Annotated in this window: 11 protein-coding genes; 3 read left to right on the top strand and 8 right to left on the bottom strand. The window is 57.8% G+C overall.

What is annotated here, in order from left to right:
* Window positions 1-103: 103 nt before the first annotated feature.
* Both fbp and L362_RS02405 read left to right on the top strand, forming a co-directional pair.
* Window positions 104-1,102, top strand: coding sequence for a class 1 fructose-bisphosphatase (gene fbp / locus L362_RS02400; protein WP_008501416.1), 999 nt, complete (start codon window positions 104-106; stop codon window positions 1,100-1,102).
* 150 nt (window positions 1,103-1,252) lie between these two features.
* On the top strand, window positions 1,253-1,609 hold the full coding sequence (locus tag L362_RS02405) for a helix-turn-helix domain-containing protein (RefSeq protein WP_023345312.1): 357 nt from the start codon (window positions 1,253-1,255) through the stop codon (window positions 1,607-1,609).
* On the opposite strand, the gene L362_RS02410 is transcribed toward L362_RS02405, so the two are convergent.
* From L362_RS02410 to ytfQ, 5 genes are all read right to left on the bottom strand, one after another.
* Window positions 1,581-3,152: a methyl-accepting chemotaxis protein gene (locus L362_RS02410; RefSeq protein WP_021240693.1), complete on the bottom strand. Its 1,572-nt coding sequence runs from the start codon at window positions 3,150-3,152 to the stop codon at window positions 1,581-1,583. The genes L362_RS02405 and L362_RS02410 overlap by 29 nt on opposite strands.
* Window positions 3,153-3,236: 84 nt before the next feature.
* Window positions 3,237-4,238 (bottom strand): galactofuranose ABC transporter, permease protein YjfF, encoded by a 1,002-nt coding sequence (gene yjfF, locus L362_RS02415; RefSeq protein WP_023293434.1) that lies wholly within the window; start codon window positions 4,236-4,238, stop codon window positions 3,237-3,239.
* Complete coding sequence (ytfT, locus tag L362_RS02420) at window positions 4,225-5,250, bottom strand: galactofuranose ABC transporter, ATP-binding protein YtfT (RefSeq protein ID WP_021240695.1); 1,026 nt, start codon at window positions 5,248-5,250, stop codon at window positions 4,225-4,227. The genes yjfF and ytfT overlap by 14 nt, the downstream gene beginning before the upstream one ends.
* A gap of 10 nt (window positions 5,251-5,260) precedes the next feature.
* Complete coding sequence (gene ytfR, locus L362_RS02425) at window positions 5,261-6,763, bottom strand: galactofuranose ABC transporter, ATP-binding protein YtfR (RefSeq protein WP_008501421.1); 1,503 nt, start codon at window positions 6,761-6,763, stop codon at window positions 5,261-5,263.
* A gap of 105 nt (window positions 6,764-6,868) precedes the next feature.
* Window positions 6,869-7,825, bottom strand: a complete 957-nt coding sequence (ytfQ, locus tag L362_RS02430; protein ID WP_021240696.1) for a galactofuranose ABC transporter substrate-binding protein YtfQ — start codon at window positions 7,823-7,825, stop codon at window positions 6,869-6,871.
* Between the two features lie 309 nt (window positions 7,826-8,134).
* Between ytfQ and ppa the strand changes: the two genes are divergently transcribed.
* The gene (ppa, locus tag L362_RS02435; RefSeq protein WP_008501423.1) at window positions 8,135-8,665 is read left to right on the top strand and encodes an inorganic diphosphatase; all 531 of its coding nucleotides are present in this window, start codon (window positions 8,135-8,137) and stop codon (window positions 8,663-8,665) included.
* 54 nt (window positions 8,666-8,719) lie between these two features.
* Here ppa and L362_RS02440 read toward each other — a convergent pair whose 3' ends face one another.
* Genes L362_RS02440 through tamA form a run of 3 tightly spaced genes read right to left on the bottom strand, consistent with a single transcriptional unit; the run spans window position 8,720 to window position 14,573 of the window.
* Window positions 8,720-9,064, bottom strand: coding sequence for a gamma-glutamylcyclotransferase family protein (locus L362_RS02440; RefSeq protein WP_008501424.1), 345 nt, complete (start codon window positions 9,062-9,064; stop codon window positions 8,720-8,722).
* Window positions 9,065-9,066: 2 nt separating this feature from the next.
* Window positions 9,067-12,843, bottom strand: a complete 3,777-nt coding sequence (gene tamB, locus L362_RS02445; RefSeq protein ID WP_023345311.1) for an autotransporter assembly complex protein TamB — start codon at window positions 12,841-12,843, stop codon at window positions 9,067-9,069.
* Entirely contained in the window at window positions 12,840-14,573 is a 1,734-nt protein-coding gene (tamA, locus tag L362_RS02450) for an autotransporter assembly complex protein TamA (protein WP_008501426.1), read from the bottom strand. Before tamA ends, tamB begins: the two co-directional genes overlap by 4 nt.
* Between the last annotated feature and the right edge of the window lie 146 nt (window positions 14,574-14,719).

The following is a 14,719-nucleotide window of genomic DNA, read 5'->3' as shown; positions in this document are numbered from 1 at the left end:
TTCACCTCTGCGCTACTATTTGAATATTTGTTAAGATTGTTGGGCTTTAGTCGTTTTAGTGAACATACAATCGCTCTACTCACAAAGATGCAGGGAAAGTGTTATGAAAACGTTAGGTGAATTTATTGTCGAAAAGCAGCACGAGTTCTCTCATGCTACCGGTGAACTCACTGCTTTGCTGTCGGCAATAAAGCTGGGCGCTAAGATCATCCACCGTGATATCAACAAGGCCGGTCTGGTCGATATCCTGGGTGCCAGCGGTGCCGAGAACGTTCAGGGCGAGGTTCAACAGAAACTCGATCTGTTCGCAAATGAAAAACTGAAAGCTGCACTGCGCGCGCGCGACATCGTTGCGGGTATCGCCTCCGAAGAAGAAGATGAAATTGTTGTTTTCGAAGGGTGTGAACACGCGAAATACGTTGTTCTGATGGATCCGCTCGACGGCTCCTCCAACATTGATGTTAACGTTTCTGTCGGTACCATTTTCTCCATCTACCGCCGCGTCACGCCTGTTGGCACGCCGGTGACCGAAGAAGATTTCCTGCAGCCGGGCATTAATCAGGTTGCTGCCGGTTACGTCGTCTATGGCTCCTCCACCATGCTGGTCTACACCACCGGTTGCGGCGTACATGCCTTTACGTACGATCCTTCCCTGGGCGTTTTCTGTCTGAGCCAGGAACGCATGCGCTTCCCGGAGAAGGGCAATACCTACTCCATTAACGAAGGTAACTACATCCGCTTCCCGAACGGCGTGAAGAAGTACATCAAATTCTGCCAGGAAGAAGATAAAGCGACGCAGCGCCCGTACACGTCCCGCTATATTGGCTCTCTGGTCGCGGATTTCCACCGTAACCTGCTGAAAGGCGGCATCTACCTCTACCCAAGCACCGCCAGCCACCCGGACGGGAAACTGCGTCTGCTGTACGAATGCAACCCGATGGCGTTCCTGGCCGAACAGGCGGGCGGTAAGGCGAGCGACGGTAAAGAGCGTATTCTGGAGATCGTGCCGGAAAGCCTTCACCAGCGCCGTTCGTTCTTCGTCGGCAACAACCACATGGTTGAAGACGTTGAACGCTTTATCCGCGAGTACCCGGACGCGTAATCCCTCTCTTCAGGGGAGCCGATCCGGCTCCCCTGTTCATTTATATATTTTACCGTATAAGTGTTTATAAAAAACACGCTTTAATATTCGCCACTGCTCCTGCATTATTTCCATAACAGTTTGACAGATATTTCGTGGAGCAGAAACGCAATGAAAAATTATTCCCGTGCTAATACCGGCATTGATTTAAATCTTATCCCTGTATTTATTGAAATCGTCCGCTGCGGCAGCATGGCAAAGGCCTCTTTGCGTCTGGAGATGTCACGCCCTGCGGTGAGTCTGGCATTAAAGCGTTTTAATCAACTCTTTGATGAGCCGTTATTTCTCCGCAAAGGCTTATATCTTGAGCCGACTGAAAAAGCATTAGCCTTAACCCGCTCGCTGGAAATATTAATGGGCGAAATTCACGATAATATCGGGGCGCTTAATTCCGGAAGGAATAAAACCCCGGCACAGAACGTACCGGGGCTGGGTAATATTATGCCGCGTTCTGAGTCGTCACTTTGAATGATGACATAGCTTCCATCAGTTGACGCGACTGCTCCTCAAGGGAGCGGGTCGCGGCGGAGGATTGCTGCACCAGCGCCGCATTCTGCTGCGCGGTTTCGTCCATCTGGTTTACCGCAATATTAACCTGCTCAATGCCGCGGCTCTGCTCCTGAGACGCGGTCGCAATCTCACGCATCAGTTTGGTCATGCGCAGCACTTCTGTTGCGATCTCATCCATCGTTTCGCCCGCCTGCTGGGCCAGCTCGCTGCCCTCGTTAACGTGGGTTTGCGAATCACTGATAAGAGAACGAATCTCCTTCGCCGCGTCGGCGCTGCGGCTGGCCAGGTTTCGCACCTCGCCCGCGACGACGGCAAACCCGCGCCCCTGCTCGCCCGCGCGCGCCGCCTCTACGGAGGCGTTAAGCGCCAGGATATTGGTCTGGAAGGCAATGCCGTCGATCACGCTCAGGATGTCGGCGATGCGCGCCGAGCTGCCGGAGATATCGCGCATTTTTTCAATCACGTAGCAGACCATTTCGCTGCCGTGATCGGCCGTGTCGGACACCGACTTCGCCAGCTGGTGCGCCTGCTCGGCGTTATCGGCGTTGAGCTTCACCGTGGCGGTGATCTGTTCCATGCTGGCCGCCGTCTGCTCCAGCGACGTGGCGGTGGATTCCGTTCGCTCGGCAAGATCCCGGTTCCCCAGCGTCAGCTCGCGGCTGCCGGTGTCAATCTGCGCGCTGGCATCGCGTACCCGCAGAACCGAGTTCATCAGCGACTGACGCATCTCCTCAATGACCGCGTTAAGGCGGTTAAACTCCTGGCTCGCGGGCGCGGCCAGCGTATGGGTTAAATCGCCCGCCGCCACGTTCTCCAGCTGAGCAATCGACGCCGAGAGCGGCTTGAGCAGCATATGGCGCAGCGCCAGCCAGGCCAGCACGATAATGCCCGCCGTCAGCAGCGCGGCGACGATAATCAGGATCAGGACGCGGGTTTTACTCGCCTGCACGGCACTCACTTCCGCCTGACCTCGCGCTTCGCTCCATTTCTGAAACGCCTGCATGTCGTTATCAAACGCTGACGCCAGCGGGATCAGCGTCTTCTCCAGCAGGTCGTAATACCCGTCCGCGCTCTGGTCATTGAGGGTTTTCAGCATCGGGTTGATCCCCTGCTGGTTATACGCCGCCAGGCTGGCTGCCACTTTATCGAGCAGCTGCTGCCCCTGCTCGTCAGCCACGCCGCCGTCGATCACGCCCTTCAGCGTTTTCTGGGCCAGGGCGACTTCCTGATTGATGTTTTTTACCGCGCTGGCCGCATCGTCCAGCATGCCGATTTCCATCATGCGGACGGCCTGTCCCGCTTCATTGCGCGCGCGCAGGATCAGCGTATAGCCTGAATTAAGCTGCACCATCTGCTCACCCTGAAGGTGATTAATGCGCTGCAGCGAAGAAGAACTCTGTGTGAGGGCATAAATGCCAATGCCGCTGACAATCAGCAGCAGAAGGGTCATAACGGCCAGTAAAGAGAGCAAGCCGGTACGAATCGATAGCGTTTTCAGCATGATATTATTTCCGGTAGCGAGATATTTCTGGGCATAAAAAAAGAGTATCGGCCGCTACCGGAAAATGTTTAGACTTTCAGCATGTTATCGCTCTGTTACCGATGTGTTCACACGGGTAACAGGCGAGCTTTGGCGGTTCTCCCAGAGCACCGTCAGGCCGCGCTGCAGGGCAATAAAAATAAACAGCAGAATGCCGATGGCGATCTTCGTCCACCAGGAGCTGAGCGTGCCGTCAAAGTTGATATAGGTCTGGATCAGCCCCTGAATCGCCACGCCGAACAGCGTCCCTAGCACCGTACCCACGCCGCCGCTGAGCAGCGTGCCGCCGATGACCACAGAAGCAATCGCATCCAGTTCCACGCCAACGCCTGCAAGGGCATAGCCCGCCTGGGTATACACCGAGAAGACGATCCCCGCCAGCGTCGCCAGGCCGGTCGAGAGCATATAAATGCGGATGGTGGTGCTGCGGGTCGAGATCCCCATCAGGTTGGCCGACGTGGCGTTGCCGCCAATAGCGTAAACCTGATTGCCAAACCGGGTGCGGTGGGCGAGGAAGATGCCAATCACTACCACGCCCAGCATCAGCAGCCCCATCGCGCTCAGGCGGCCGCCGCCGGGGATTTTCCACGCCAGGCTGGAGAGCGTGTCGTACACCGGATGGTTAATGGGAATCGACTCTTCCGACACCAGGTAGCTCACCCCGCGCAGGAAGAACATCCCCGCGAGGGTAATGATAAACGCAGGAATTTTTAACGCGTCGATCAGCAGCCCCATAAAGGCGCCAAACGCACAGCCCATCGCCAGCACCAGCGGAAACGCCACCAGCGGAGAGATGCCCCAGAAGCCGATCGCTTTCGCGAGGAACACGCCCGTAAACGCGATCACCGAGCCGACGGAGAGGTCGATCCCGCCGGAGAGGATCACAAAGGTCATCCCGACGGCGATGATGCCTAAAAAGGCGTTATCGGTCAGGATATTGCAGATCACGCGCGTCGAGGCAAACCCCGGGAACTGGGTCAGGCAGTAGAGATAGCCCAGCACAAACACGCCCAGCGTGATCATTAGCGGCAAATTACGTTTTATCATGGCCACGGATCCCCTTAATGATGCTGACAAAGCGCGGCGACTGGACGATCAGCACGCAGAGCACGACCACCGCTTTCACCACCTGGTTGAGTTCCGGCTGGAATCCCGAAAGCAGGATCCCGGTGTTCATGCCCTGAATGATCAGCGCGCCGATCGCCGAGAGCAGCAGGTTAAAGCGCCCGCCCATCAGCGACCCGCCGCCGATCACCACCGCCAGGATCGCATCCAGCTCCAGCCAGAGCCCGGCGTTGTTGGCATCGGCTCCGCGAATATCCGCCGCGACGATCACGCCGGCGATGGCAGCGCAAATACCGCTCAGCACGTAGGTCAGCATCACCATCAGCCGCGTGTTAACCCCGGCGTTGCGCGCGGCTCGAATGTTGATCCCGACGGCCTCAATGAACATGCCCAGCGCCGTTTTGCGGGTGAAAAGCCAGAACACCACGAGCGTCACCAGGGCAATCATCACCGGCGTCGGGAAGAACAGAAGGTTGCCGCTGCCGAGCCACGCCAGGCTCGGCGAGTTGAAGGTGACAATCTGGCCGGAGGTAATCAGCTGCGCGACGCCGCGCCCGGCCACCATTAAAATGAGCGTGGCGACAAAGGGCTGGATTTTCAGCACCGCCACCAGAATGCCGTTCCATAATCCGGCCAGCACGCCAGTGCCTAATGCCGCCAGCAGGACCACCGGCAGGCTATGCCCGGCCACGGTCATGGAGGCTGCCGTGGCCCCGGCGATAGCCATCACCGCGCCGACGGAGAGATCAATCCCGCCGGTGGCGATGACCAGCGTCATCCCGATGGCCAGCAGCGCCACGGGCGCGGCGCGGTTTAAAATGTCTATCGGGCTGCCAAACAGGCGGCCATCCTGCACGATAATCTGGAAGAAATGCGGCGCGACCAGGCTATCCACCAGTAAAACCACCAGCAGCGCCGCGATTTGCGGCGTGCCGGTCGGCCAGCTGAAGCGGCGCTTTGACTCACCGGTTTGCGAAAGCGAACGGGACATCACGATTCACTCCTTATGCCGCGATGGCATTCATGATCGCCGGAACGGACAGCTTATCCAGCGGGATCTCTGCCACCTGTTTACGATCGCGCATGATGATGACGCGATCGGCATAGCCCACCAGCTCTTCCAGCTCGGACGAAATGACCAGCAGGGCCAGACCGTCTGCGCACAGGGTTTCGATAAGCCGGATAATTTCGGCGTGCGCCCCTACGTCAATGCCGCGGGTCGGTTCGTCGAGGATCAGGAACTGGGGTTTGGTCAGCAACCAGCGGGAGAGCAGCACTTTCTGCTGGTTACCACCGGAGAGGAACTCAATGGGCTGTTCCGCGCTCGGGGTGCGGATGCCGAGCTGGCGGATAAAGCGCTCAGCAATGGCGTTCTGCTCTTTGCGTGGGATCGGCCGCAGCCAGCCGCGCTGCGCCTGAAGCGCCAGAATGATATTTTCCCGCACCGAGGCGGCGGCAATGATGCCGTCCGTTTTCCGGTCTTCCGGGCAGAAGCCCACCCCCAGGCAGGAGGCCTGATGCGGGGATCGCAGGGTTTGCGGTTTGCCCTTGATCAGCGCGCTGCCGCTGTCGGCGGGCTTGATCCCGAAGATCACCTCGGCGGTCTCGGTACGCCCCGAGCCCAGCAGGCCCGCCAGCCCGACAATTTCGCCCGGCCGCACCTCAAGGTTAAACGGCGAGATGACCCCTTTTTTGCCGTAATCGCTGAACGCGGCAACCGGTTTTTCGCTCAGCAACGTGCGGCCCGCGCGCTGAAGGGCGTTGGTCTCCAGCTCGCGGCCCAGCATCATTTTGACCAGCTCGATCTGCGGCAGCTCGCGGGTTTCGCGGCAGCCGACAAAGCTGCCGTTGCGCAGCACCGTAATGCGGTCGCTCACCTCATACACCTGATCGAGGAAGTGGGTAACGAAGATCAGGCTGACGCCCTGATCGCGCAGCTGGCGCATCAGGGTAAAGAGCATTTCCACCTCCTGGGTATCAAGGCTGGCGGTGGGTTCGTCGAGGATCAGCACCTTTGCCGAGAGATCGATCGCGCGGCAAATGGCGACGATCTGCTGCATCGCCACGGAAAAGCGGTTCAGCGGCTCGCGGACGTCGAGAGAGAAGCCGTAGGATTCCATCAGCTTTGTCGCCCGCGCCTCCATCTCTTTACGGCGCAGCAGCCCAAAGCGTCGTGGCTCACGGCCAATAAACAGGTTATCCGCCACCGACATATTCGGCAGCAGGTTCACTTCCTGGTATACCGTCCCGATCCCCAACTGCTGGGCATGGGCGGTGTTTTTTGGCGAAATGGCGTTACCTTCCAGCCAGATGGTGCCGCGGTCGGCGTGATAAACGCCGGTCAGAGATTTAATCAGCGTCGATTTTCCCGCGCCGTTTTCCCCCAGCAGCGCCATGATCTCCCCGCGCCGCAGGCTGAAATCAACGTTATCCAGCGCCTTTACGCCGGGGAAGAATTTACTCAAGCCCTCTGTGCGGAGGATTTCCTGGTGTTGTTCAGTGGTCATGGTTTCCCCCTGCATCAAGCCGGATGGCGCTACGCTTATCCGGCCTACAAAAGAGCGTATCGTAGGCCGGGTAAGCGCAGCGTCACCCGGCATGTTCAGACAGGCTTAGTAGCCCATATTTTTCTTCTTCTCTAACTCTTCTTTCGCCGTGTCAGGCAGGTAGAGTGTGGATTTGGTGACCGTCACTTTCTCCGGCATCGTGCCGTCTTTCTTGAATTTCTCCAGCGCGTCGAATGCCGGGCCGGCCATGTTTGGCGTCAGCTCCACGCTGGCGTTGGCTTCGCCGTCGATCATCGCTTTGTAGATATCAGGCACGCCGTCGATAGAGCCGGTGAGGATATCTTTGCCCGGCTTCAGGCCCGCTTCTTTAATTGCCTGAATCGCGCCGATCGCCATGTCATCGTTGTGGGCGTAAACCATGCAGATGTTCTTGCCGTTGTTTTCAGCCTTAATGAAGCTCTCCATCACCTCTTTACCTTTACTGCGGGTAAAGTCGCCGGACTGAGAGCGGATAATCTTGATGTTTGGCGCTTTCGCGATGGCTTCAGCAAAGCCTTTTTTACGGTCGATGGCCACGCTCGCCCCAACGGTGCCCTGCAGTTCAACAACGTTACACGGCTTGCCGTCGACCTGTTTTATCAGCCAGTCGCCAATTAACTGTCCTTCCAGCACGTTGTTGGCCGTCACGGTGGTCATATAGAGAGATTTGTCTTTGACGTCGATGGAACGATCGAGCAGGAAGACCGGGATTTCAGCGTCTTTCGCTTCCTTCAGGACGGGTTCCCAGCCGGTCGCCACGACGGGTGCAATAAAGATGGCATCCACGCCCTGGGCGATAAAGGAGCGCACGGCTTTGATCTGATTCTCTTGTTTTTGCTGACCATCGGCGATTTTCAGGGTAATGCCGCGTTTCTGAGCTTCGCTTTTCGCCACGTTGGTTTCTGCCGCTCGCCAGCCAGATTCAGAGCCGACCTGCGAAAAACCTACGGTTAAGGGAGCGGCCATCGCCATAGACGACATGGCTGCCGAAACTGCTGTGACAAGGAGTAAGCGCTTCCACATATGAACGTCCTCGTAGGGTGAGTTATTGTTGGTTAAAAGATGTTCTGCGGAATGACTATAGCCCATGAAATATGTAACGAATTGCGTTACATCACACTTCAGAAAAGTGAATAAAACGTTAATCACAAGTTTGTAATCGCTTTCATTTCTCCATGAAAAATGCGGCTGAGTTTATGGATTTTTCTGTCATGGAATCGGTCTGAAAAGTGGGAAGAACGTGGAGAGAAGGCGAAAACAGGCGGAGACATTCAGCGCGAGTTGGCTATAATACCTGCCACTTGTTTACCATCCATTTTAAAGGACACCGACATGAGCTTACTCAACGTCCCAGCGGGTAAAGAACTGCCAGAAGACATCTACGTAGTTATCGAAATCCCGGCTAACGCAGATCCGATCAAATACGAAGTGGACAAAGAGAGCGGCGCCCTGTTCGTAGACCGCTTCATGTCTACCGCGATGTTCTATCCGTGCAACTACGGTTACATCAACCACACCCTGTCTCTGGACGGTGACCCGGTTGACGTGCTGGTCCCAACGCCATACCCACTGCAGCCAGGCGCAGTGATTCGCTGCCGTCCAGTTGGCGTGCTGAAAATGACCGACGAATCCGGTGAAGATGCGAAGCTGGTTGCGGTACCGCACACCAAGCTGAGCAAAGAATACGATCACATCAAAGATGTGAACGACCTGCCAGAGCTGCTGAAAGCGCAGATCACTCACTTCTTCGAGCACTACAAAGACCTCGAAAAAGGCAAGTGGGTTAAAGTTGACGGCTGGGACAACGCAGAAGCAGCGAAAGCGGAAATCATCGCCTCTTTCGAACGCGCTGCTAAGAAGTAATTCTTACTGCCAGACACAAAAAACAACGCCACCTTACGGTGGCGTTGTCGTTTTTCAGTACTGGTCTCTGTCTAACCAGTTACCGCTTACGATCCGCGTTAACCCGTCGACTGGACGCTGGTAGACATACATCCACGCGCTTCCGTACGGCGTCTGGATCAACTGGCGTGCGTATTCACCGCCCCTGGTGCGCAAGGCATCAAGTTCGGCAAGCGTCGCGTTATCAATACGATAAACTTCACCCTGTACTGTTCCTTCGCCCGGAACCGCGCCTGGATAGTGGCCCAGGCTGTACAACTGGTAGTTCTCGATATTGTAATTCCCCAGTAGCTGGGCATTGGTCATCCAGTGACTGTTGCCTTGCCTGGTTCGTAAACTGCCGTAGACAAATATTCGCATTGCTAAAACTCAAACTGATAGAGCAGATCAAGTGCCTGGTCTACGCCGGACACTGCTTCCAGATATAGCTTAGGCATCAGGCGATAGCGTAACGTGAGTGTTGCCAGTGAGTCAAAGATCCCCACACCATATTTTACCTGCAGACCCGGCAGTACATAGCCGCTGACCACCACCTGCGAGGAGTCACCCACGCCCTGGGTGTCCAGCGCCAGATTGCTTACGCCGAACGTCTCGCCGATTTTACCCACAACCTGCCCACTTTGTGCAACCCCCAGCCCCACTAACATCGAAGTCATCGCCGCGCTGTCGCTCTGACCGCTGTCGAGACCTTGACCACGCAGCAGGTAAGAGAGGGCTTCCTGCTGGGACATCGCCGGGTCAGAGAAGATCTCCGCCTTCGGTTCGTCGGCGGAACCGGTGACGCGGACCCCGGCAATGACGTCGTTTTCCGTCGCTTCCGGGTTACGAATCGCTTCAATGTTCAGCAAGGGTTGATCCGGTGGACCGGAGAACAGCAGCTCTCCTTTGCGGACAATCAGATCCTGACCATAGGCGTGGAATCGCCCTTCAGGGATATTGATCTGCCCGTTCAGGCCAAGCCCTTGTTTATCCTGCGCCACCTTCAGGTCGCCCGTAAGCCTCGCCTTCAGCCCAAACGCATCCAACCGCACGTTATTCCCCACGTGCACGATAAGGTTACTATTAATCGGTATGCCCGCGCTCTTCTGTTCGACCGGTTTCAGATTTTCATTGAGCATAACTTCATCACTTGAGACGCCGACCGCACTTTCCGGCACGTCGTGAACCACGATGCGCGCCCACGGCACGTCAACGCGACCGTCAAGCGTGAAGAGGCTTGGCGTGGCTTCAAAGACCACATCAGGCGAGACGTCCAGGCGTACCATCGGCGGTACGGTGATGCGCACCTTGCTGCCTTTCGCGGCAATACGGGCGCGCCAGTTGTCGAGCTGGCTCCAGTCCGCGTCGCCGCTCAGGTTGATTTGCCCCTGCTGCGTCAGTACCGAGCCGCTCAGCGTCGAGCTCATGCCGTTGAAGTTCATCGCGATCTGGCTGGGCTGCATGTCAAACGGCATAAAGTTGCCGTCAATATCCACGCCGCTGAGGCGCAGCTGGCCGAACAGCTGAGGGCTTTGCGCATTGCCCGCCAGGCGCAGGTTGGCATTTACCATGCCCTCGGCTTTTTCCCCGCGTGCGAAAATCGGGTTCACCATCGCCAGGTTGAAGTTGCGGATAGTGACGTTGCCGCCCAGATTTCGCCGTCCCTGTGGGTCGGTAATTTGAACCTTGCCGTCAAACTGACCGTTATTGGTGAGACGAATCAGCCAGCCCAGCTCCGCACGGTTGTTATGCAGGTCCGCGCTCAGGTTCAGGGTGTCGAAGGCCACCGGCAGCGGCGCGTCATTCACCTCCTGCGTCACCTTCACGTTACGCCCGGACAGCGTGACGCTACCCTGCGGCAGCCCCTCTTTGGTGGTGTCCCAGGCGACATCGGCTTTTCCGCTGAAGACGCCGCTGGCCTGGGTAGTATCCGGCATAAACGGTTTCAGCATCGCCAGATCGAAGCGGTTGAGGTTGATCTGCGCGCGTCCTTCCGCGCCCGCGTCGATGGTCTGCGGCACGCACAGTTCCGCATTCGGGTTGGTCCAGCAGTGCGGCCCAATGCTGATCTTCTGCTCGGCGTTGCGGTAGTCCAGCGCGATGGCGCGCGACAGCGCCAGCGGCCCGACCGGCGTGTTGAAACGGGTGTTATCCAGCGTCCCTTTCCAGCGCTCCTCTTTGCGGTCGAAGCTGCCGGTCAGGTGAAGCTGGCCGGAGACCGGCTCGCCCTGCACGCGCAGCTGCAGGTCGTGCTGCTTCTCGTTCCCTTTCGCGTCCAGGGTGACCAGGCTGATGTTGACGCCCGGCTGAGAAATGCGCTCTACGCGCAGGTTCAGGTTTCCGCCGATCTGGTCAGTGGATTTCACATCCCCTTCCACACGAACGCGGGCAACGCTCAGCGCCTGCCAGCGCAGGTTATTGGCGGTAATGTCCGCCAGCAGCTGCGGCGCGTCTACCGTGCCGCGCACCTTCAGGAGCCCCTTCGCCGTACCGCCCAGGCCCGGCAGGGCGTTATCCAGATTCGGCGCGTCGATGGTGGCGTCCAGATTGAGATCTTTCACCCCCAGCTCGCCTTTGATATCCGCCGTGTTGCGGCCCAGCGCCACGTGCAGACCCGGGATAACCCACTGCAGGTAGCTGTTGCCTTTCACCGAGCCTTCAACGTTTACCTTGTTCTGCTTCACGTTCCCGGTGAGCTTGATCTCCGGCACGTCCATCTGCCACGTGCCGCCGTACAGGCTGCCGCGGGTTTTGATCAGGCCATCCAGCTTCGACGGCCAGTCCGGCACCTCTTTGGCGGTGTTAATGCCCGTCAGCTTCAGCTCACCGCGCCAGCTGATCGCCTGCTGCCAGTCGAGCAGCGCGGTCAGCTCGGTTTTGCCTTCCAGCGCCGCGACGGTCAGCTTGTCGAGGTTAACCTGCTGTTCGTTGCCCTTCGCATCCAGGGTGATGTTCGCGGGCGGCACGCCCTGCCCCTTCACTGCGGTGCGGAACGAGAGCGTATAGTCGGTCATCTTGCCGCTCAGCTTCAGCTTCAGGTCATCGGCCTGGTACTGTTTTTCGCCGGTGAATGGCCAGTAAAGCTGCTTGCTGACCACCTCAAGATTGAGCGGCAGCCCGGCTTCCGCCAGCTGGGTTTGCGCACGCAGGACCATGTCTACCGGGCCGGAGAGATTGACCCCGACATCCAGCTTCTCGCGCAGCGCCCCGCCCACTTTGACCTTCACCTTCTCGCCTTTGAGCGGGTCAATGTTCAGGGCGCTATTCAGCGTGATATCCACCGGCCAGTTGTCGCGCAGCAGGGCGTTGCCTGACGCGTTCACCGAACCCTGATTGGTGTCGATATCCAGCGCGTCGAGCTTCATGTTGCCGTCAATGCTGCTGACTTTCAGCAGCATGTTATAGACCGTCAGGTCAGTATCGCCGGTCAGGCGCAGCTGCTCGCCTTTGAACTCTTCAATATTGAGGTTCAGCGGCAGATGCACATCGGTCATTTCCGGCAGGACAGGCTTCGAGAAGAGGTCTTTCAGCGTTTCGCCCAGCGGCTTCTCTTCCGGCTGCGGGTTCTGGATCTTCGGCTCGACGATCTCTTCCTGCGCCACGTCGGCCACTTTCGGCAGCGCGATCAGCAAGCCCTGCAGGGAGGTTGGCGTCAGGGTGAGGTTTTTCTCCTGCCAGCGCAGGCCGGAGCTGAAATCCATCACGGACACGGTGGTGTCGTCGATTTTGACATTGACGTTATCAAGCGCCACCCGATAAAGCGCGATAGGGTACGGCGTGGAGAGATTCAGCGGACCGCTGTCCTCTTCCTCTACCGGCGCAGACTTCGGCATTTTCTTCGAATCTATCGCCACGTTGACGTCTTTTAGCGACAAATCGTTGACGCAGAGCTTGCTGTCACGCAGACAGCCCAGCTTCACCGCCAGGTGAAACTCCCCGGCGTTCACCGCCACGCCCGGCTGCTCATAGCGGATGTTCTTCAGGCGCAGGTCGCGCCAGCCGCCCGTCACCTGGCCAATCTCCAGCCCCGGCACCCAGCGGTTCGCGGCGTTAAACAGCAGATGCAGCCCGGTCGTCGTTCCTACCAGAAACGCCACCGTACCGAGCAGCAGCACGATAAAAATCAGCACCCCGAGGCTTATCTTCTTCCATAAACTCATAATTCAGGCCCCAGACCGATGTAAAACTGTAATCCGTGTTCTTCTTTGTCGCCCACCGGCACGGCGAAATCGAGCTTAATGGGCCCGACGGGTGACTGCCAGCGTACGCCGACGCCCGCGCCGGTTTTAAAATCGCTGCGGCGGATATCGCTCACCGCTTCGCCGCCGTCGACGAACATGGCGCCCCACCATTTTCCGCTGACGTTGTACTGGTACTCCAGCGAGCCGGTAGCCAGCTTAGAGGCACCGATCAGCTTGCCGTCATCGTCCTTAGGCGCGATGGATTTGTATTTATAGCCACGGATGCTGCGATCGCCCCCGGCGAAGAAGCGCAGGTCCGGCGGGACCTTGTCGAAGTCGCCGGTTTCAATCCAGCCGAGGTTGCCGCGCACCACAAAGCGGTGTTTGTCATACAGCGTGCGGATCCAGACGTTCTGCGCCTGAATCACCGAGAAATCCACGTCGGAACCCCACATGGTGTTGGAGTAATCGATAGAGTAACGCTGGGAATCGCCCCAGGTCGGCATCAGGCCGCCGCGTGAGCGGGTGCGGCTGATCATCACCCCAGGATAGAGCAGCATGGTGGTGTTGGTGACGTTGGCCTGGGTAAAGTGATCCAGGCTCCAGCGCAGGTTGATGGCGCGCTGCCAGCCGCTGGAGAGATCCCAGTAACGCGACACGGCAAGCGTGGTGGAATCGGACTCGGTATCGTTCAGGTCGGTGCGCTTAAAGCCCCCCTGAACCAGGTAATATTGCTCAAGCGGATTTTTCAGCAGCGGCATTTTATAGCTGAAATCGAGCTGCTGTTCCGGGGCGGAAATGCTGGCGCTGGTGGTCAGGCTATGGCCGTAGGAGTTCATCCACGGCTTTTTCCAGGTGGCCTTCACGCGCGGGCCAACGTCCGTCGAATAGCCCACACCGGTTTCAATGGTGTTCTCGGTGCGCGGCGAAACAACGCCGTGCAGCGGCAACACCTTGGTTTTGCGAGACTTATCAAATTCAGGGGCGACAACCACGGAGTTAAACCAGCCGGTGGCTGAGAGCCGTCGGTTCAGCTCTCCCAGGTCGCTCGACTGGTAGTAATCCCCTTTTTTAAAGGGCACGAGGTTTTGCAGGTACTCTTCACGAATTTGCGACCCTTCGAACGTCACGTCGCCAAAGCGGTAGCGTTCTCCGCTGTCGTAGTCGATATCCCAGAAGGCCTGACGTCGCGCCAGCGCAATGCCCAGCTGGCTTTTATTGAACTGGCTGTCAAAGTAGCCCTTACGCAGGGAAACGCTGGTCAGCTCTTTTTTGAAGTGGTCGTAGTCACCGTGGTTGAGCACGGTGCCGATTTTCGGCCGCGTGCTGAGCAAGTCGAGGTAATCCCGGTCGGTACGCGCCCCGCCGCGCAGGATGACGTTGGTGCCGCCAATCAGCACCGGCTCGCCCGGCGAAACGCGGGCAATAAGCACCTGGCGCCCCTTCTTTGGCGGCGGGCGGAGATCGAAATCAATGGTGGGTTCGTAATACCCCAGCGCTTTTAGTCCTTCACGGATGGCATCATCGACGCGCGCGCGGAAACGCCGGTCCGGCGTCACCTCATCACTCTGGATGGTCGATAGCTGCGCACGCACGTTTTTTTGTAGCGCCCCGGATAACCCCTCAACCTGCAAACGGACATTCGCCGCGCTGGCAATCCCGCTTGTCAGCAACAGACTGACTAAACATAACTGGCGGATTTTTGTCACGTTTTCTCCTGAATATCCCTGTTTCCACCCTGGAAGCAAATGAAGTGCCGCTCCGCGGCAAAATACGGCCTGTTGGCCAAAAACCCGAATCTCGGGTTGAAAATGGGTGTAACACCCAAATATTTCTTATGATTAAATCTAGACTC

The organism is Enterobacter sp. MGH 16 (assembly GCF_000493175.1).
GTDB classification, from domain to species: Bacteria; Pseudomonadota; Gammaproteobacteria; order Enterobacterales; family Enterobacteriaceae; genus Enterobacter; species Enterobacter roggenkampii.
Note: the sequence above shows the minus strand (reverse complement) of the source record. Positions and strands in the feature narration are given on the sequence as shown.